This window comes from Thermopolyspora sp. NPDC052614 (genome assembly GCF_040678635.1).
Taxonomy (GTDB): domain Bacteria; phylum Actinomycetota; class Actinomycetes; order Streptosporangiales; family Streptosporangiaceae; genus Thermopolyspora.
The window spans coordinates 419,896-437,086 of sequence record NZ_JBFATZ010000003.1 but is presented as its reverse complement, the minus strand read 5'-3'; the positions used below and the strand labels follow the sequence as shown (position 1 = coordinate 437,086).

Here is a 17,191-nt window from a genome sequence, read left to right as displayed (position 1 = left end):
TGAGCGGCCGCGCCGTACCGGCCTACCGCGGAGGACCCCGGTGAGCTCCACGTCCGTGGTCGGCCCCGCGTCGGACGCCGCCGGCCAGGCTCCGCCCGACCGCCCGGATCCACCGCTCCCCGGGACGGGCGGGCGGCCCGACCGAAAGCCCGACCGAAAGCCCGGCCGAAAGCCGGGCCGGGCCGCCGGGCTGCTGCGGGCCGTGGCGCGGCGGCTCGGCACCGGCCTGGCGGTGATCTGGGCCGCGGCGACGATCGCCTACCTCGCGCTGCTGGCCGCCCCCGGCGACACCGTCGACATCCTCGTCGGCGACGGCCCGGACACGCCGGAGATCCGGGCGGGCATCATCGCCGAGTGGGGCCTGGACCGCCCCGCGATCGTGCAGTACCTCGCGTACCTGGGCCGCCTGCTCCACGGCGACCTGGGCCGCTCTTACCAGCTCCAGCGCGGCGTCGGCGACATCCTCGCCGAGCAGATCGGCCCGAGCGCCCAGCTCGCGCTCGCCGCGAGCGTCACCGCCGTGGCGCTCGCCGTGGTCCTCGCGCTCGCCACCGCCGGGCGCGGCCCCTGGGCGCGGCGTACGGTGTCGGGGGCCGAGCTGCTCGCGGTGTCGGTGCCGACGTTCGTCATCGGCATCCTGCTGCTGTCGGTGTTCTCGTTCACGCTCGGCTGGTTCCCCGTCTCCGGCGGGGAGGGGCCGTCGTCGCTGGTGCTGCCCGCGCTCACGATGGCCCTGCCCGTCGCGGGCGTGCTCGGCCAGGTGCTGCGCGAGGGCCTGGAGAAGGCGATGGAGCAGCCGTTCGCGGTCACCGCGCGGGCGCGCGGCCTCACCGAACGCGCCCTGGTGGCCCGGCACGCCCTGCGGCACGCGATGCTGCCGAGCGCCACGCTCGTCGGCTGGTTCGTCGCCCAGTTCCTCACCCAGGCGATCATCACCGAGTCGGTCTTCGGCCGCCCCGGCGTCGGGCGGATCGTGCTGACGGCGGTCACCGGCAAGGACATGCCGCTGGTGATGGCCGTGGTGATCCTCTCGGCGATCGTCTTCGTGACCGTCAGCACCGTGCTCGACGTGATCTACCGTCTCATCGACCCCCGGCTGAGGAGCGCCTGATGGCCACGGTGGCACTGCGTCCGCGCCGGTCGTACGGGGTCGTGATCCCGGCCGCCGTGCTCGCCCTGGTGGCGGCGGCGGTCGCCGTACCCGGCCTGCTCACGTCGGTGGATCCGCTGGCGGCGGACCCGCTGCACGCGCTGGAGCCGCCGGGCGCGGCGCACTGGTTCGGCACCGACCATCTCGGCCGGGACGTGCTCGCCCGGGTCGTGTACGGCGCGCGGCACTCGCTCAGCATCGGCGTCGCGGCCACCCTGCTCGCGGGGGCCGCCGGGCTGCTGCTCGGCGTGGCCGCCGGGCTGGCGCCCAAGTGGCTGGACGAGGCGTTGACCCGCGCCTTCGACGTGCTGGCGACCTTCCCCGAGCTGCTGCTCGCCCTGCTCGTCATCGCGATCATCGGCCCCGGCACCGCGAACGTCATCGTCGCGATCGGCATCGCCCAGATCCCCAACCTGGCCCGCGTGGTCCGGGCCCAGACCTTCGTCGTACGGCGATCCGGCTACGTCGAGCAGGCGGTCACCTTCGGACTGCCGCGACCGGTGCTGATCCTCCGGCACGTGCTGCCCAACGTGCTCGGCCCGATCCTCGTGCTCGCGACCATCGTGCTCGGCCAGGCCGTCATCGCCGCCTCCGCGCTCAGCTTCCTCGGGATGGGGCCGCAGCCGCCCGCCGCCGAATGGGGGGCGATGCTCTCCGAGGCCCGCAACTACCTGCGGGTGGCCTGGTGGGAGGCGCTGTTCCCGGCCGCGGCCGTCGCCGCGACGGTGGTGAGCCTGACCGCGGTGGGCCGCGTGCTGCGCTACCGGTTCGAAGGGCGGGACGGGTGACGCGGTACGCCGGGCGAAGCGGGCCGAGGACGGAGGCCGGCGGGCGAAGCGGGCCGAGGACGGAGGTCGGCGGGCCATCGCGGAGGCCTGTCGCAATCGCAGGGCGGGGGCCGGTGGTGAATCGCCACGGCAGCGGCGTGCGGACGGGCCGGGACCGGCGCGGAGAGGCGTGCGGTTCGGTACGCACCGGCCCGGACCGGCATGGGGACGAGCGTACGGGCCGATGCGCGACCCGGCGTGTGGCCGCGCGGAAAGGGGAAAGATCGTGACGGAGAGCGCGATCGTCGCCCCGGCGGAACCCCGGGTCGAGGGGACGCCGCTGGTGGCCGTGACGGACCTGCGCGTCGGCTTTCCGGCGGCCGGGGTGGAGGCCGTGCGCGGGGTGTCGCTCGCGATCTCGCCGGGCGAGTGCGTGGCGATCGTGGGCGAGTCGGGGTCGGGCAAGAGCGTGACCGCCCGGTCGCTGCTCGGCCTGGCCGGACCGGGGTCCCGGGTGACCGCGTCGCGCTTCGAGATCGAGGGCCGGGACGCGCTGCGCTTCACCGGCCGGGACTGGCGGGGCGTCCGCGGGCGCTTCGCGGGCCTCGTCGTGCAGGACGCGCTCGTCTCGCTCGACCCGCTGCGCACGGTCGGGGCCGAGATCGGCGAGGTGCTGGCCGTGCACGACGTCGTGCCGCGGGCGGGCCGCGCCGCCCGCGTCCGGGAGTTGCTGGAGGCGGTGGGGGTTCCAGAGCCGCTGCTGCGTGCCCGGCAGTACCCGCACCAGCTCTCCGGCGGCCTGCGGCAGCGGGCGCTGATCGCCTCCGCGATCGCGGCCGACCCGGCACTGATCATCGCCGACGAGCCGACCACGGCACTCGACGTCACCGTCCAAGCGCAGGTCCTGCGCCTGCTCGCGGCCCGAAAGGCGGCGGGCGCGGCGCTCCTGCTGATCAGCCACGACCTCGCGGTGGTGGCCTCCGTAGCCGACCGCATCCTCGTGATGAAGGACGGCGTCATCGTCGAGGAGGGGCCCGCCGAGCGCGTGTTGTCCGAGCCGTCCCACGCGTACACGCAACTTCTGCTCGCGGCCGTGCCATCGGCGGCCAGCAGAGGGACGAGACTGTCGGGCCCGGCGAGAAGCGGGCCCCCTGCCACCGACCCGCCACAACCCGCCGACGGTCCGCCGCCGACCAATGTCCCGATGTCCGCCAACGGGTCACCGCCGGTCAAGGGGCCACTGTCCGACGAGGGGTTGTCCTCGGCCAAGGAGCCGCCCTCGGCCAATGGGTCATCGCTGGCCAATGGGTCATCGCCGGTCAAGGGGCCACTGTCCGACGAGGGGTTGTCCTCGGCCAAGGAGCCGCCCTCGGCCGACGGGTCGCCGTCTGTCAAGGGGCCACCGTTCATCAAAGAGTCACCGTCTGCTGAGGGGGCACCGTTCGCCGACGCCGCCATCGTGTCCGATGACGTCGTGGGCATCGCGCCGGAGGCCGCCGTGCCGCGGGCCGTCGTGGAGCCCGGGTCGCACGTACTCGCCACCGCCCCCGCGGTCATGCGCCAAGTCGATGGTCAGGCCGCCGTGCTTGAGGTTGTCGGCCTGTCCGCCGCGTACGGCCCGCGCAAGGTCGTGGACGAGGTGTCGTTCTCCCTGCGCGCGGGCGAGACGCTGGGCCTGGTCGGCGAGTCGGGCTCGGGCAAGACGACGGTCGCCCGCCTGGTTCTCGGGCTGCTCGCGCCGTCGCACGGCGAGGTGCTGCTGTACGGCCGTCCGTGGAGCGGCGTGCGCGAGCGCGAGCGGCGTTCCCGGCGTTCCCGCATCCAGCTCATCTCGCAGAATCCGCTCGACTCGTTCGATCCCCGGTACACCGTCGGCCGTTTGATCGCCGAGCCGCTGCGCGGCCTGCCGAGGCGCGACCGCGAGGCACGCGTGGCCGAGCTGCTGGAGCGGGTGGGACTGGCGGCGGGCCTGGCGTCCCGGCGACCGCGTGAGTTGTCCGGCGGCCAGCGGCAGCGGGTCGCGATCGCCCGTGCCCTGGGTCCCCGGCCGGACGTGCTCGTGTGTGACGAGCCGGTCTCCGCGCTGGACGTGTCGGTCCAGGCGCAGGTGCTCGACCTGCTCGCCGACATCCAGGCGGCCGAGGGGACCGCGCTGCTGTTCATCTCTCACGACCTGGGCGTCGTCCACCATCTCAGCGACCGGGTGCTGGTGATGAAGGACGGGCGCGTGGTCGAGGAGGGCGACGTGGACGAGGTCTTCCACCGGCCCCGGCACCCGTACACCGTCGAACTGGTGGCGGCGATCCCTCGCTTGACGCCCGCTTGACGCCCCCTGACGCCCGCCTGATCCAAGGGTGAGCCGCCGGCCACCGCCATCTCCGACCGGAGCCGAGGCCGTCTCGGGGGGGCCGGGCGCCGCAACCGGTGAGGAACCCTGACTTGACGTAACCGTCGCAAGCCCCTTATAACTCCATTATCTACTATATAAGTGGGAAATAGGGAGTTTGCATGGACGCTCGCAGGGTCCGCCGGGTGCTGGCCGCCCTGGCCGCCATGGCGATCACCACCGTCGTGGCCGCCTGCGGGGGCGGTGGCGGCGGCACGGAGGCGGCCTCCTCCGGCGGGAGCGCCCCGGCGGAGGTACGGCTCGGGTTCTTCCCGAACATCACCCACGCCACCGCGCTCATCGGCGTGGAGAAGGGCCTGTACGCCAAGCACCTCGGCCCCGGAACCACGCTGAAGACCAGCACCTTCAACGCCGGCCCTGCCGCCATCGAGGCCCTCTTCGCGGGCGCGATCGACGCCACGTACGTCGGCCCCAACCCGGCCATCAACGCCTGGGCCAAGTCCAAGGGCCAGGCCATCAAGATCGTCGCGGGCGCGGCCTCCGGCGGCGTGTTCCTCGTCGTCAAGCCCGAGATCAAGTCGATCGAGGACCTCAAGGGCAAGAAGATCGCCACGCCGCAGCTCGGCAACACCCAGGACGTGGCCCTGCGCTACCTGCTGCAGGAAAAGGGCATCAAGACCGACACCAAGGGCGGCGGCGAGGTCTCCATCGTGCCGCAGGAGAACTCCCTGACCCTGCAGACCTTCGCCACCGGCGACATCGACGGCGCGTGGGTACCCGAGCCGTTCGCCAGCCGGCTGATCAAGGAGAGCGGCGGCAAGGTGCTCATCGACGAGCGCGACCTGTGGCCGAACGGGCAGTTCGTGATCACGCACCTGATCGTCCGGCAACAGTTCGCCAAGGAGCACCCGGACACGGTCAAGAAGCTCATCGAGGCCCACGTGGAGGCGAACGACTACATCGCCTCCGACCCCGCCGGGGCCGAGACCACCGCCAACGCCGCCCTGGAGAAGCTGACCGGCAAGCCGCTCAAGCCCGAGGTGCTGGACGCGGCCTTCAAGAACATCACGTTCACCAACGACCCGATCGCCTCCTCTCTGGTCGCCAGCGCCGACCACGCCGTCAAGGTCGGTCTGCTTGAGCCGGTGGACCTGAACGGCATCTACGACCTGAAGATCCTCAACGAGGTCCTCGCCGCCAAGGGGCAGCAGCCCGTACCGGACAAGTGAGGGGCCGCATTCGATGACCGCTCCGCTCACGGAGCAGACCGCCGGCCGGGCCGAGGGGCACACCCCCGCGGTCCGGCTGGACGGCGTCTCCAAGATGTACGGCCACGGCGCGAACGGCCTGCTCGCCCTCGACGGCGTGACGCTGGACGTGGCCCCGGGCGAGTTCGTCTGCCTGCTCGGCGCATCCGGCTGCGGCAAGAGCACGCTGCTGAACCTGGTCGCCGGGCTCGACCGGCCCACCACGGGGACGATCGACGTCGACCGCGACCGGGTGGCGATGATGTTCCAGGAGCCCGCGCTGTTCCCCTGGCTGACCGTGCGCGCCAACGTCGAGATGGCGCTGCGGGCCAAGGGCGTCGCCAAGGCCGAGCGCCGCGAGCGCGCCGCCGGGTTCCTGGACATGGTGCACCTGGGCGGGTTCGGGGCCAAGCGTCCGCACGAGTTGTCCGGCGGCATGCGCCAGCGCGTCGCCCTCGCCCGCGCGCTCGCCCAGGACGCCGACGTGCTGCTGATGGACGAGCCCTTCGGGGCTCTGGACGCGATGACCCGCGACCTGCTCCACGACGAGCTGGAACGCATCTGGCGCGAGCGCAACGTCGCCGTGATTTTCGTCACGCACAACGTCCGCGAGGCCGTACGGCTCGGCGACCGCGTGGTGCTGCTGTCCAGCCGGCCCGGCCGGGTGGCCGAGGACTTCCCGGTCGCGTTGCCCCGGCCGCGCCGTACCGACTCGGCGGAGGTCGCCGAGGCGGCGGCGCGCATCACCGACCGGCTCCGCGAGGAGGTGCTGCGCCATGGCCGCTGACCATGCGCCCGCCGACGGGGTCGCCGAGCACAGGGCATCGATCAAGCGTTGGGCGGCCGGTGCGCGCCGTCCGAGTGAGTCAGGAGCAGAACGACCGTGACGCCCAACCTCCGCGAGGCCGATCCGGAGTCCACTTCCAACGCCACTTCCGCCGCCACTTCCGGCGCCGCTTCCGGCGGCACGTCCGCCGCCGGCACGGACGTGCACGCCCAGCAGATCGCCGGGCTGGACGCGCTCGAACTCGCCACCCGCGAACGCGGCGGGCTCGCCTCCCGGATCTGGTCGGGCCTGTGGCCGGTCGCGTCCGCGATCGTCATCGTGCTCGCGATCTGGCAGGGCGTGGTGTGGGCGGGGTGGTGGCCCGAGTACGTCTTCGCCGGACCGGTCACGACGCTGGGCGTGCTGGGGAAACGGCTCGGCGATGCCGAGTTCTACCGGGCGATCGCCGTCACGATGCAGCGGGCGGTGACCGGGTTCGCGCTGGCCATCGCCGTCGGGGCGGTCGTGGGGGCGCTGGTGTCGCGCATTCGGCCGCTGCGGCGGGCCATCGGGTCGCTGATCACCGGGTTGCAGACGATGCCGTCGATCGCCTGGTTCCCGCTGGCGATCCTGCTGTTCGGGCTCACCGAGAGCGCGATCCTGTTCGTGGTGGTGCTGGGGGCGGCGCCGTCCATCGCCAACGGGCTGATCTCCGGCGTGGACTACACCCCGCCGATCCTGCTGCGCGCGGGCCACATGCTGGGATTCCGGGGGCTGGCCCTCTACCGGCACGTGATCATGCCGGCGTCGCTGCCGTCGTTCCTGGCCGGGCTCAAGCAGGGCTGGGCCTTCGCCTGGCGCTCGCTCATGGCCGGCGAACTCCTGGTGATCATCGCCAACCAGACGTCGCTTGGCGAGCAACTGCACTACGCCCGCGAACTGGCCGACTCGCCCGGCCTGCTCTCCACGATGGTCGTCATCCTCATCATCGGCATCGTGGTCGACCGCGTCTTCGGCGCGGCCGACGCCGCCCTGCGCCGCCGCTGGGGACTCCACCAGGTCACCAACTGACGGCCACCACGCGCACCCCCGCCCGGCCTCGGCACCCCGCCCGGCCTCGGCACGCCCGGCCGGGACAGGGGCGGAGGGAGCTCACCCGCGACGCAGGCGCCGCTGCCGCCAGATCAGGCCGGTGAAGCCGCCGAGCATGAGCACCAGCCCGGTCAGGGTGATCAGCCGGGCGTCCGGGCCCGCCTCCCCGCCGCCCCCGGTCGCGGCCGATCCGGCGGGGGTTTTGGCCACGCCGCCCTTTCCGTCGTTCACGGCCGCCGGCTCGGTCTCGGTCTTGGTCTTGGTCGCCGTGGCGGTGGCGGTGGCCGTGGCGGTGGCCGTGGCGGTGGTCGTGGCGGTGGTCGTGGTCGTGATCGTGACGGTTGGAGTCGGGGAGGTTGACGTGGTGGTACCGGTCCCGACGATGAGGGGATAGGTGCGCAACGCGTCCGTATTCAGGACCTCGCATGTGATGACCGGGTCGTTGGGCCGGGGGCCGATGTTGATGGCGGCGGGTTTCACCCGCGCGGTTCCGGCGTTGTTCGCGGTGGTTTTCAACTCGACGGTGCCGGTGGGCAGGGGGATGGGCTGGCCCGCGGCGATGTTCGCGCTGCTGAGCTGACCCACTCCGGTGGCGGAGGTCAGCCCGGTGAGGCCGCTGATCGAGGCGTACGCGTACAGCTTGGCGTTGGTGAGACCTCCGGCGGGCGCGGTCAATTCGGAGTCGACGTAGGTTCCCCGCCAGCCGATGGTCATCTGCACGCCCTGCCGGGCATTGGTGGGCATCGTCAGCTCCACCTGAACCCTGATGATCGTGACGTCCTCGCCGGAGTCACACTCGTATTGGACGACATTGGTGCCTTCGTCCGGATTGTGCCGTACCGAGGTGTCGGCCTGCGCCGACGAAAAGGACAAAAGCGTCGCGCTTGCCATAATTGCTACAAAGAAAACGGAACGCACACGCACCATGACTCCGGACAGCGCAAGTGGGGCAAAATGGGGACGAAGCGCAAGTATGCTCCGTCGTTTGCGCATGCGCATCTGGAGTACCGCTTAGGTGCGTGACCACCCGTCCTTTATTGCCGTCCGAAAATGGCGTCGTGGTGAATGCGCCGGATCGGGCCGCGCCGTTCCCCGGCGGCGGTCGGCGGGACGCGGCCGATCGCCTGACGCGATCTCGCCGCGGTCCCGCCGCGTCAATCGGCGTCGGCGTGCTCGGCGGCGTCCAGAAGATCCAGTACGGCGAGCGCGTCCGCCTCGGCGAGCCGGGAGAGGGCGAACCCGGCGTGAATGAGCACCCAGTCGCCGCAGACGGGAGGGTCCTCGCAGAGCAGGGCCATGTTCACGGGGAGCGGACGGCCGCCGACGTCGACCAGGGCGAGGCCCGTGTCGGCGTCGGCGGCCTCGATCAGCCGGCCGGGGAGGCCGAAGCACACGGGCTTTCCTCCTCGAAGGTGATCGACTCCAGGACCAGTTCGTCGCCGCCCCGCAGCTCGATGTCGTCGCCGCCGCAACCGGGGCACTCCGACAGCACGTCGTGGCTGTCCGACACCCGGCCGCACCCCCGGCACAGCACCGTGACGGGGGAGACGACGAGGTCGAGGCGCGCGCCCTCGGCGGCGGTGCCTCCGGCGACGATGGCGAAGGCCTGGCCGAAGGCCTCGTCGAGCACGGCGTGCCGGGCGCCGATCCGGACCTTGACGCCGGTCACGCGCCGCCCCTCGGCCTGACGCCCGACCAGGTCGAGCAGGCCCTCGCACAATCCGATCTCGTGCATCGAACGACTACATCCTCTTCATCTTCATGTACCGCTTGATCTCCGGCCACTGCGCCACCACCATCCCGGCCACGGCGCACATCGCCAACAGGGCCGCCACGTGTCTTTTCCTCATCGCCTGCCACCTCCTCCGGTCTGTTCCAACTCGGGGTCTTCACTCGCCCGGCCGGGGGCGTCCGACGGGGATGCCGCCGGCCTCCCGGCCAGGTCCCGCGCGAGCTCCCCGGCCAGGTCGACGGCCGTCTCGACCGCCGCCCGCACCGGCTCGCTCAGGTCGGTCACCAGGTCCTCGTCCGGCCCGCCGGACGGCACCGTCGCCGGCTCGCACGCCAGGATCAGCACCCGCCGCGGCGCCGGCCCGAGTTCGGCGGCGAGGCGCAGCACGCGTACCGGATCCATGCCGTGGGTCTCCACCGAGGCGACCCCCGCGCACAGGTGCGGGTCGGCGGGGTCCACCTCCAACACGGTGAGCGTGCCCGGCCGCTCACCCCGCGGCGCGGCGTCCACGAAGATCACACTGTCGTAGCCGCGCTGCAGGGCGTACACCAGATCCATGCCGCGGATGCCGAAATCGACCACGTCCACTCCGGCGGGCAGCGGCCGGGACGCCAGCAGGCGTACCACCTCCACGCCGAACCCGTCGTCGCCGAGGAAGACGTTGCCCACCCCCGCGACCAGCACCCGCGCCCGCCCCGCGTCGTCGCCGAGCGGCTCCACCTCGGACGGCGCGTAGAAGAAGCGGTGCCCCGGCAACCCCGCCTCGCCCAGGTCGCGGCCCGGGTCGTCGGCGAGGGTGACCGCTAGCTGGATGGCGCCCGATTCGTCCTGCTCGACGCTGTCCACGACGGCGACACGGCCGTCGAGCGTGGCGTCGAGCACGTCGGCACGGGCCTTGGGCCGCAGCCGGACGCGGCTGCCCGACCCCACGGACACGCCATCGACGATCACCGTGCGCGGGCCCCGACGCTCCATCAGAGCCCAGAAGTCCCGCCGGGCGCGCACCATTCCTTCCGGGTCAGGCACCCCCAGGGCGGGCTTTCCCGCGTCGGGCCTTCCCGCGTCGGGCCTTCCCGCGTCAGGCCCTCCAGCGTCGGGCCCACGGCCGGAAAGGCCGCCGCCGTGCCCGCCGACCCGATCGAACCGCTCACTCACGGCCCGCCCCCTGCCCGGTCAGCGGACGGAACTCGCGCAGCGCCCCGTGCAGCCGCATCAGGTGCTCGGGCGGCAGCGAGACGCACCGGTCGAGGATCTCCCTGGCCCGGGGGTCGCCGTCGCGGATCTCCCGCTGCTCCTCCTCGGTCAGGCAGAGCACGCCGAGCGTGAGCAACTGGTCGATCTCGGTGGCGTCGAACAGGTCGCCCGGACTCTCCGGGGCGATCCGCGGGTGGTCGTACAGGATGATCGGCGACGATAGCACGGTATGCCGGTCGCCCTCGTCACCCGCGAGCACCGGCCACGTGCCCGTGTTGTCACACTCCCGCGCGTACGACCGCAGCGGCTCGGGCGGGTCCATCAACGACACGAACCGTCCCCTGGGCGAATGCAGAATCGTGTGCGCGGAGGCGAACGTCCGCCGCAACGCCTCGGTACGGCTGCCGCCGTCCCACTCGGTGGTGTTCCGCACCTCGATGGTGAGCCGGAAAATCCCGCAAGAGGAGACCTTCGTGAGCCTCTCGGCACGGATCTCCACCTGCCCGCGCAGCGCGCGCCACCCCCGCGTGACGGCGCCCACGCACTGCCCGCCGGGCTCGGCCAGCCACTCCACCTCGCGCCCTTCGGGGATGTCGATGTCCACCACGACCGGCCGCCGCAGCAGCCCGGCCAGGTTGAGCCCGGTCGCGACGATCCTCCGCTCGACGGCCTCCTCCCGGGCGAGGTGGCGACGCCCGGCGACGGTCAGCTCCCGCACCGGCACCAGCTCGTCCCCGGCCAGGCGGCCCACGTCCAAGGTGAGCGCGTGCAGGAAGTACACCCGCACGTCCACGGTGTCGCCAGGATCGGCCTCGACCAGCACCTGGGTGCGCATCGTCGACGCGTCCCCGGTGGCCTCGCACGCCGCGGGGTGCACGCCGCCGAGCGTCCAGCGCCGCGAGTTCTTCAACGCCGACGCGCGGTACGGCCACAGCATGTAGCCCTCGTACAGCACGGCCCGCGCCACCTGCGCCACCGCGCCCACCGGCCCGTCCGCGTCCGTCCCGAGGAAGGTCTCGCCCTCGCCGTACGTCTCCGCCCCGCCGGTGGCCTTCGCCCCGCCGCGCGTCCACCGCCCGCCGAGGGGCTCCGCTCCGCCGCGCGCCCCCACCCCATCCGGGGCGTCGGCCGGACCGGGCGAGTCCGTCACGGGCTCCACCCGGCCCCCCTGATCAGTCACCTTCTTCTCCCGCTCCTTCCCGCGTTCTCTCACCCGAGCCCGTGCCGCCCGTGCCACCCGCGCAGGCCGTGCCGGCCGAGCCCCACCGGACCGAGGTCCGCCCGCGCGACGCCTCTCCGGCCGCCGCCAGCAGCGAGTCGACCACCTGCTCCCAGGTCCCCAGCGTGTTCCGCACCCGATAGGCGTACAGCCGGTCGAAGGCGTCCTGATCGAGCCGCAGCCAGGCCTCGCGCGGAAAGTAGTGGTTCATGACCTCCCGCCACACCCGCACCGGCATGCGGAACGTCGCCTCGGCGTCCCACGGCACCCGGGCCGCCCGCAGCAGCCCCCGGTCGAGGTAGAACACCGTCCCGCTGAACTGGAACTCCAGCGGCACCTCGCCCCCCGGCAGCACGTGGAAGTACTTGGCCACCGCCACCTCGAAGTCGTAGGTGCACCCCACGTCCACATGCGTGACGGTCCCGTGCTCGAAGCCCGCCACCTGCGAGGACGTACGCGCCCACAGCAGGCCGGGCGGCGGCCGGTCGCAGCCCTCGCCGGTGCCGAACAGCTCGGCGAGCCGTAGCCGGGTCGCCGGATCGTGGGCCCGGCGTGCCGGGACGATGCGGATCTGCGTGTTCAGCGCCAGGCACTGAACCGGCGCGGTCCCCACGCGATCGATCCGCACCGTGAAGCGCACGGTCGGCACGGCGGCGCACTCCAGCGCCGCCGCGTCCTCCACCGCGAACCGCAGCACGGGCGGACGGGCCGCACCGGGCAACCCCGGAGACCCCTCCGCGTCCCTCTGCGCGTCCCGGTGACCGATCTCGTCGGCGGTCCCGCCGGCGATCTGCCCGGCGGTTCCGCCCGCCACGGATCCCGGCCCGCTCATGGCGGTGACAGACAGGGCATGGCGGGATCGATCGGATCCCGATCCTGCGCGTTGATCCCGGTGGACCGCGCCGCCGTCGAACGGCCGTCGAGCAGATGGCCGATTTGGCGCTCGTAATGCCCGATCGCGTTGCCCTGGTTGACCCCCCTGGTGTGCGAGGGCAGGTCGGGCCGCACATCCGGCCGTCCCACCACGATGTTCGCGGCCTTCCGTTTCCGCTTTCCGATCACGCCGGAGCTCCTCTCAGTGGACGCGCGGGCACGTCCCCGGCCCGCCCGCGCAGTTCGGCGAAGAATCCGCTCAACGCGGACCACACCTGCGGCCCGCCCGCGAGCCCCTTCCACCGGGTGCGGAGCAGGGCCACCAGCCGATGACAGTCGTCGATCGGCACCAGCCAGGCGTCGCGGGCGGCGCCCCGGCGATCCACCAGCAGCGCCTCCACGTCCGCCGCCAGGTGCCGCAGCACGGGATTGACCTGTTCAAGCGACGCCCAGACGTCCGGCTCCATCGCCGCCTCCACCGCCCCCGCCGGGCTCGGGTAACGGGCCATCACCCGCCCCTCGGCGGAGTCCCGGTAGGCGAACAGGACGCTCACCGGAACCGCGAGCGACGCCCAGACGGCGTCGTCGAGCTCGAAGTCCCGCAGCCGCCACCGCCGATCCGGTATGAGCACGTACCGGTTCCCCTGGCCCGGCGACCGGTCGAACAGCACCGCGCACGGCGCGCAGGCGCACCGGGGCACCCGCTCCTCCCGGTCCAGCAGATGCCGGTGGCCCTCCGCCACGGGCGCGGCGCACAGCTCGCACCGCCCGACCGGCTTGGCCGTCCCCTTCCGCCGCCCTCGCAGGATCAGCTCCCGGAGCCCGCTCCGCCGTACCGCTCCGCCGCCGCCATCGTCGTCGAACGCGTCCACCCCGCCCCCTCACACCGTGGAGGCGCGGGCGCGGCGCAGCGCGTCGATCGAGATCACGACGGGCGGCGGCGGAAGCTCCTCCACCTCGACCCGCCCGATCTCCGGGGCCGCGTTCCCGATCGCGTCCCGCAGCACGGCCGCCGGGTCGCCGGACGACCCGCACCCGCCCGCGCCACGCCGCATCCGCACCCGGACCGCGTCGCCGTCGACCTCGACCTCCTGCACGTACGCGCCGCCGCCCAGGCGCGTCCCCCGTACGGCCCGCTCGACCCGGGCGGTGACGTCCAGCGGATGCAGGTCGTGCAGCGCCAGCAGATGCCCCACGAGGTCGTCGTCGGCGAGCCGCGCCGCCAGCCGTTCGTCCCCGGCGTCGAGGACCCGCGACAGGGCCTCGCCGTACAGGTCGAGCAGCTCCCGCACCAGCTCGACGGCGGGCTCGGCGTCGGGCAGCCCGCCGACCCGGTCCAGCAGCGCGTCGATGCGCCGCACCCGCTCGGCCGCCTGTTCTTCGGACGATGCCATCGGCCCGCCTACCCGGAGACGCCCGCGCCGAGCGTCGGCGAGTGCACCTTCGTGAGCACCTTGCCGCCGCCGAGGTACATGTGCACCCCGCACGGCAGGCAGGGGTCGAAGCTGCGCACCGTGCGCAAGATGTCGATGCCCTTGAAGCCGTCGGGCCCGTTCTCCTCGAAGATCCTGGTGCCCTGCACCGCGTCCTCGTACGGCCCCGGCGTCCCGTAGACGTCGCGCGGGCTCGCGTTCCACGGCGTCGGCGGGTACGGATGGTAGTTGGCGATCTTGCCTTCGCGGATCACCAGATGGTGCGACAGCACGCCGCGCACCGCCTCATGGAACCCGCACCCGATCGCCTCCTCGGGCACCTCGAAGTCGGTGAACACCTTGGTACGGCCCGCCCTCACCTCGTTCATCGCCTCGTCGAGGAAGTGGAACGCCATCGCCGCCGAGTAGGCGATGAAGTAGATCCGCGCCCGGTTGCGCTCGATCGTGTTCGCCCACCTCGGGATCTTCCACTCCAGCCGGGTCTCCGGAAACGCCCCGCTCTTCGGCAGGTTGATCTCCACGCTGTGGCCGGTGGCGCGCACGTACCCGGTGTCGACGAACCCGGCGAGCGCGGTCGCCCACAGCCGGGCGAGCGGGCCGCCGCCGGTGTCGAGCGCGAGATGCTCGCCGCTGGGCTCGTGGAACCAGCGCGGGCTCATCACCCAGCTGTAGTTGCCGCCGTCGAGGTCGCGTTTCTGCGGGCGCGGCAGCGTCGTCTGGTTCCACGGGTGGCGCGGGTCCACCGGGTTGCCGAGCGGGTCGTGCGTGACGAACCGCTCCTCGCCCACCCAGTCGTCGTAGTACGAGCTGCCGAGCAGGATCCGGATGCCGAGGTTGATGTCGACCAGGTTCGTGGTGATCAGCTCGCCGTCGAGCACGATGCCGGGCGTGACGAACATCGACCGGCCCCACTCGCCCATGGTCCGGTAGTCGTAGTCGACGACGTTCGGGTCCTGGAACGAGCCCCAGCAGCCGAGCATGACCCGCCGCCTGCCGACCTCCTCGTACCCGGGCAGCGCCTGGTAGAAGAAGTCGAACAGGTCGTCGTTGAGCGGGACGATCTTCTTGACGAAGTCGAGGACCTTCAGCAGCCGGGCCAGGTAGTCGGTGAACAGCTGCGGGCTCGGCATCGTGCCGACGCCGCCCGGATACAGCGTCGAGGGGTGCACGTGGCGCCCCTCCATCAGGCAGAACATCTCCCGGGTGAGGCGGCTCATCTGCAGCGCCTCCTTGTACATCGACCCGGTGAACGGGTTGAACGCCCGCATCACGTCGGCGATCGTCCGCATCCCGTGCACCCCGGCGTTCGGCGCCTCGGTGGTCTCGGCGCGGCGCAGCAGGCTCGGGTTGGTCTCCTTGACGACCTGCTCGCAGTAGTCGACGAACACCAGGTTGTCCTGGTACAGGGTGTGGTCGAACATGTACTCGGCCGCCTCGCCGAGATTGATGATCCACTCGGCCAGCGGCGGCGGCTTGATGCCGTACGCCATGTTCTGGGCGTAGACCGAGCAGGTGGCGTGGTTGTCCCCGCAAATGCCGCAGATGCGGCTGGTGATGAAGTGCGAGTCGCGCGGATCCTTGCCGCGCATGAACACGCTGTAGCCGCGGAACAGCGAGGAGGTGCTCTTGCACTCCACGACCTCGCCGTTGGCAAAATCGATCTTCGTGTAGATCCCCAGGTTGCCGATGATCCGGGTGATCGGATCCCACGACATCTCGACCAGTTGCCGCGTCTCCTGCGGCTTGGCCGACCGGACTGCCACTTCGCTCGTCCCCTTCCCGCCCTCGCCGGGCCTACAACTCCACAAGCCCTAGTAGCCGCGCCGCTTGGCCCGGCCGTCGCCGCGCACCGGCTGGTACCCGCTGGTCAGCGCGGGCCGGTTGTGGTGCCACTTCGGCTCGGTGTTCGCCGACTTGTTGGTGATGCCGCGCAGCTTGCGGACCAGCACGCCGTACGCCCCGCTGATCGCGCCCGAGACCGACGCGCCGGGCGGCTGGTCCATGAACGGCATGAACTTGTCCGGAAAGCCGGGCATGGTGCAGGCGATGCAGATGCCGCCGACGTTCGGGCAGCCGCCGATGCCGGCCATCCAGCCGCGCTTGGGCACGTTGCAGTTGACCACCGGCCCCCAGCAGCCGATCTTCACCTGGCACTTGGGGGAGTTGTAGTCCTCGGCGAAGTCGCCCTGCTCGTAGTAGCCGCCGCGGTCGCAGCCCTCGTGCACGGTCTTGCCGAACAGCCAGGTCGGCCGGAGCTGCTTGTCCAGCGGGATCATGGGCGCCCGCCCGGCCGCCTGGTACAGCAGCCAGGTGAGGGTCTCCATGAAGTTGTCGGGCTGCACCGGGCAGCCGGGCACGTTCACGATGGGCAGCCCGCCGGCCGAGCGGAAGTGCGGGCCGAGGTAGTCGGCCAGGCCCATGCATCCGGTGGGGTTGCCCGCCATCGCGTGGATCCCGCCGTACGTGGCACAGGTGCCGATGGCGATCACCGCCCACGCCTTGGGCGCGAGCCGGTCGATCCACTGGTTGACGGTGATCGGCTGGCCGGTCACCGGGTCGTTGCCCATCGAGCTCCAGTAGCCCTCGCCGTTGATCTGCTCGTTGGGGATCGACCCCTCCACCACGAGCACGAAGGGCTCAAGCCGGCCTTCGGCGGCCTCGTGGAAGGCGGCCATGAAGTCCTTGCCCGTCTGCGCCGCCAGCACCTTGTTGTGCAGGTGGACCTTCGGCAGGCCCGGAACCAGGCCGAGCAACACGTCCTCGATGCTCGGCAGCCCCGCGGCCGTCACGGAGACGGTGTCCCCGTCGCAGCTCATCCCCTCGGAGGTCCACAGGATGTGGACCTCCTCCACGGCGGCGTCCTTCACGCTCTCACTCATCACGCGGCCCTTGTCTCGGCGTCGTCTGTCTCGGCGTCGGCGCAACCTCTCGCCTGTCGGCACAACGCCCTATCTATGACCTGCGGTAACGGTTTGTAAGCGTGGAATGCGGATAGTGACCGGACCTTTGGCGGGAGATCTGGCACGTGGTCGGTTCCTTTGCCGATCCATCCACCTTCAGGGGTGATGTCCGCAGGATGTATCAGGAAGCGGGGGCCGGAGCCGGTACAGCGCCCATCAATGGCGACAAATGGGCTTGTGGATGGTTTAGCGGCATCAATCGTGCGTGGCGATAAGACCGTCTTGGGTACTGCACCCCTGTTTCCAGGTATTCGGTGGCGAATGGCGCGTACGCTTTCCGATTTCTTTACCCGTCCATGAACGGCTCGGGGTGCTGTTCCGGGGATCTTGAGGGAACGGTCGGTCCGGAGCGGTCTCAACGGCGAGCGGGCGCGATGGACGTCCGGCGTCGCAGGTGGCACGTGATCGTCG

General features: G+C 71.9%; 17 protein-coding genes. 6 read left to right on the top strand and 11 right to left on the bottom strand.

The window, feature by feature from the left end; translation table 11 throughout:
* The first annotated feature begins 40 nt into the window (after nt 1–40).
* From AB0K60_RS08585 to AB0K60_RS08560, 6 genes are all read left to right on the top strand, one after another.
* A complete protein-coding gene (locus tag AB0K60_RS08585) occupies nt 41–1,111 on the top strand; it encodes an ABC transporter permease (RefSeq protein ID WP_364050085.1) in 1,071 nt (356 codons plus the stop codon).
* The gene (locus AB0K60_RS08580) at nt 1,111–1,938 is read left to right on the top strand and encodes an ABC transporter permease (RefSeq protein ID WP_364050083.1); all 828 of its coding nucleotides are present in this window, start codon (nt 1,111–1,113) and stop codon (nt 1,936–1,938) included. The genes AB0K60_RS08585 and AB0K60_RS08580 overlap by 1 nt, the downstream gene beginning before the upstream one ends.
* 265 nt (nt 1,939–2,203) lie before the next feature.
* Nucleotides 2,204–4,243, top strand: coding sequence for an ABC transporter ATP-binding protein (locus AB0K60_RS08575; RefSeq protein WP_364050081.1), 2,040 nt, complete (start codon nt 2,204–2,206; stop codon nt 4,241–4,243).
* Nucleotides 4,244–4,425: 182 nt separating this feature from the next.
* A complete protein-coding gene (locus AB0K60_RS08570) occupies nt 4,426–5,493 on the top strand; it encodes an ABC transporter substrate-binding protein (RefSeq protein ID WP_364050079.1) in 1,068 nt (355 codons plus the stop codon).
* 13 nt (nt 5,494–5,506) lie between these two features.
* The gene (locus AB0K60_RS08565; protein ID WP_364050077.1) at nt 5,507–6,298 is read left to right on the top strand and encodes an ABC transporter ATP-binding protein; all 792 of its coding nucleotides are present in this window, start codon (nt 5,507–5,509) and stop codon (nt 6,296–6,298) included.
* Nucleotides 6,299–6,514: 216 nt separating this feature from the next.
* On the top strand, nt 6,515–7,348 hold the full coding sequence (locus AB0K60_RS08560; RefSeq protein ID WP_364050609.1) for an ABC transporter permease: 834 nt from the start codon (nt 6,515–6,517) through the stop codon (nt 7,346–7,348).
* Between the two features lie 81 nt (nt 7,349–7,429).
* On the opposite strand, the gene AB0K60_RS08555 is transcribed toward AB0K60_RS08560, so the two are convergent.
* The 11 genes from AB0K60_RS08555 to AB0K60_RS08505 all read right to left on the bottom strand — a co-directional run bounded on the left by AB0K60_RS08555 (nt 7,430) and on the right by AB0K60_RS08505 (nt 16,699).
* Nucleotides 7,430–8,260 carry a hypothetical protein gene (locus AB0K60_RS08555; protein WP_364050075.1) on the bottom strand — a complete coding sequence of 277 codons (831 nt, stop codon included), beginning with the start codon at nt 8,258–8,260 and terminating at the stop codon, nt 7,430–7,432.
* A gap of 263 nt (nt 8,261–8,523) precedes the next feature.
* The gene (locus AB0K60_RS08550; protein WP_364050073.1) at nt 8,524–8,763 is read right to left on the bottom strand and encodes a HypC/HybG/HupF family hydrogenase formation chaperone; all 240 of its coding nucleotides are present in this window, start codon (nt 8,761–8,763) and stop codon (nt 8,524–8,526) included.
* Nucleotides 8,736–9,104 (bottom strand): hydrogenase maturation nickel metallochaperone HypA, encoded by a 369-nt coding sequence (locus AB0K60_RS08545; RefSeq protein ID WP_364050071.1) that lies wholly within the window; start codon nt 9,102–9,104, stop codon nt 8,736–8,738. The genes AB0K60_RS08550 and AB0K60_RS08545 overlap by 28 nt, the downstream gene beginning before the upstream one ends.
* A gap of 111 nt (nt 9,105–9,215) precedes the next feature.
* A complete protein-coding gene (locus AB0K60_RS08540) occupies nt 9,216–10,037 on the bottom strand; it encodes a hydrogenase maturation protease (RefSeq protein ID WP_364050069.1) in 822 nt (273 codons plus the stop codon).
* A 211-nt stretch (nt 10,038–10,248) separates the two neighbouring features.
* Nucleotides 10,249–11,475, bottom strand: coding sequence for a hypothetical protein (locus tag AB0K60_RS08535; RefSeq protein WP_364050067.1), 1,227 nt, complete (start codon nt 11,473–11,475; stop codon nt 10,249–10,251).
* The gene (locus AB0K60_RS08530) at nt 11,468–12,346 is read right to left on the bottom strand and encodes a DUF6084 family protein (protein WP_364050065.1); all 879 of its coding nucleotides are present in this window, start codon (nt 12,344–12,346) and stop codon (nt 11,468–11,470) included. Before AB0K60_RS08530 ends, AB0K60_RS08535 begins: the two co-directional genes overlap by 8 nt.
* Nucleotides 12,343–12,576, bottom strand: a complete 234-nt coding sequence (locus AB0K60_RS08525) for a hypothetical protein (protein ID WP_364050063.1) — start codon at nt 12,574–12,576, stop codon at nt 12,343–12,345. The genes AB0K60_RS08530 and AB0K60_RS08525 overlap by 4 nt, the downstream gene beginning before the upstream one ends.
* Nucleotides 12,573–13,259 carry a DUF5947 family protein gene (locus AB0K60_RS08520; RefSeq protein ID WP_364050061.1) on the bottom strand — a complete coding sequence of 229 codons (687 nt, stop codon included), beginning with the start codon at nt 13,257–13,259 and terminating at the stop codon, nt 12,573–12,575. The genes AB0K60_RS08525 and AB0K60_RS08520 overlap by 4 nt, the downstream gene beginning before the upstream one ends.
* 9 nt (nt 13,260–13,268) lie before the next feature.
* Nucleotides 13,269–13,781, bottom strand: a complete 513-nt coding sequence (locus AB0K60_RS08515) for a NifU family protein (RefSeq protein ID WP_364050059.1) — start codon at nt 13,779–13,781, stop codon at nt 13,269–13,271.
* A gap of 8 nt (nt 13,782–13,789) precedes the next feature.
* Nucleotides 13,790–15,583: a nickel-dependent hydrogenase large subunit gene (locus tag AB0K60_RS08510; protein ID WP_364050057.1), complete on the bottom strand. Its 1,794-nt coding sequence runs from the start codon at nt 15,581–15,583 to the stop codon at nt 13,790–13,792.
* Nucleotides 15,584–15,631: 48 nt separating this feature from the next.
* Nucleotides 15,632–16,699: a hydrogenase expression protein HypE gene (locus tag AB0K60_RS08505; protein WP_364050055.1), complete on the bottom strand. Its 1,068-nt coding sequence runs from the start codon at nt 16,697–16,699 to the stop codon at nt 15,632–15,634.
* Between the last annotated feature and the right edge of the window lie 492 nt (nt 16,700–17,191).

Excerpts from the sequence above, each read along its gene's own strand:
- AB0K60_RS08580 (WP_364050083.1), top strand. The coding sequence starts at position 1,111 with ATGGCCACGGTGGCACTGCGTCCGCGCCGGTCGTACGGGGTCGTGATC.
- AB0K60_RS08570 (WP_364050079.1), top strand. The coding sequence starts at position 4,426 with ATGGACGCTCGCAGGGTCCGCCGGGTGCTGGCCGCCCTGGCCGCCATG.
- AB0K60_RS08565 (WP_364050077.1), top strand. The coding sequence starts at position 5,507 with ATGACCGCTCCGCTCACGGAGCAGACCGCCGGCCGGGCCGAGGGGCAC.
- AB0K60_RS08555 (WP_364050075.1), bottom strand. The coding sequence starts at position 8,260 with ATGGCAAGCGCGACGCTTTTGTCCTTTTCGTCGGCGCAGGCCGACACC.
- AB0K60_RS08545 (WP_364050071.1), bottom strand. The coding sequence starts at position 9,104 with ATGCACGAGATCGGATTGTGCGAGGGCCTGCTCGACCTGGTCGGGCGT.
- AB0K60_RS08530 (WP_364050065.1), bottom strand. The coding sequence starts at position 12,346 with ATGAGCGGGCCGGGATCCGTGGCGGGCGGAACCGCCGGGCAGATCGCC.
- AB0K60_RS08515 (WP_364050059.1), bottom strand. The coding sequence starts at position 13,781 with ATGGCATCGTCCGAAGAACAGGCGGCCGAGCGGGTGCGGCGCATCGAC.
- AB0K60_RS08505 (WP_364050055.1), bottom strand. The coding sequence starts at position 16,699 with ATGAGTGAGAGCGTGAAGGACGCCGCCGTGGAGGAGGTCCACATCCTG.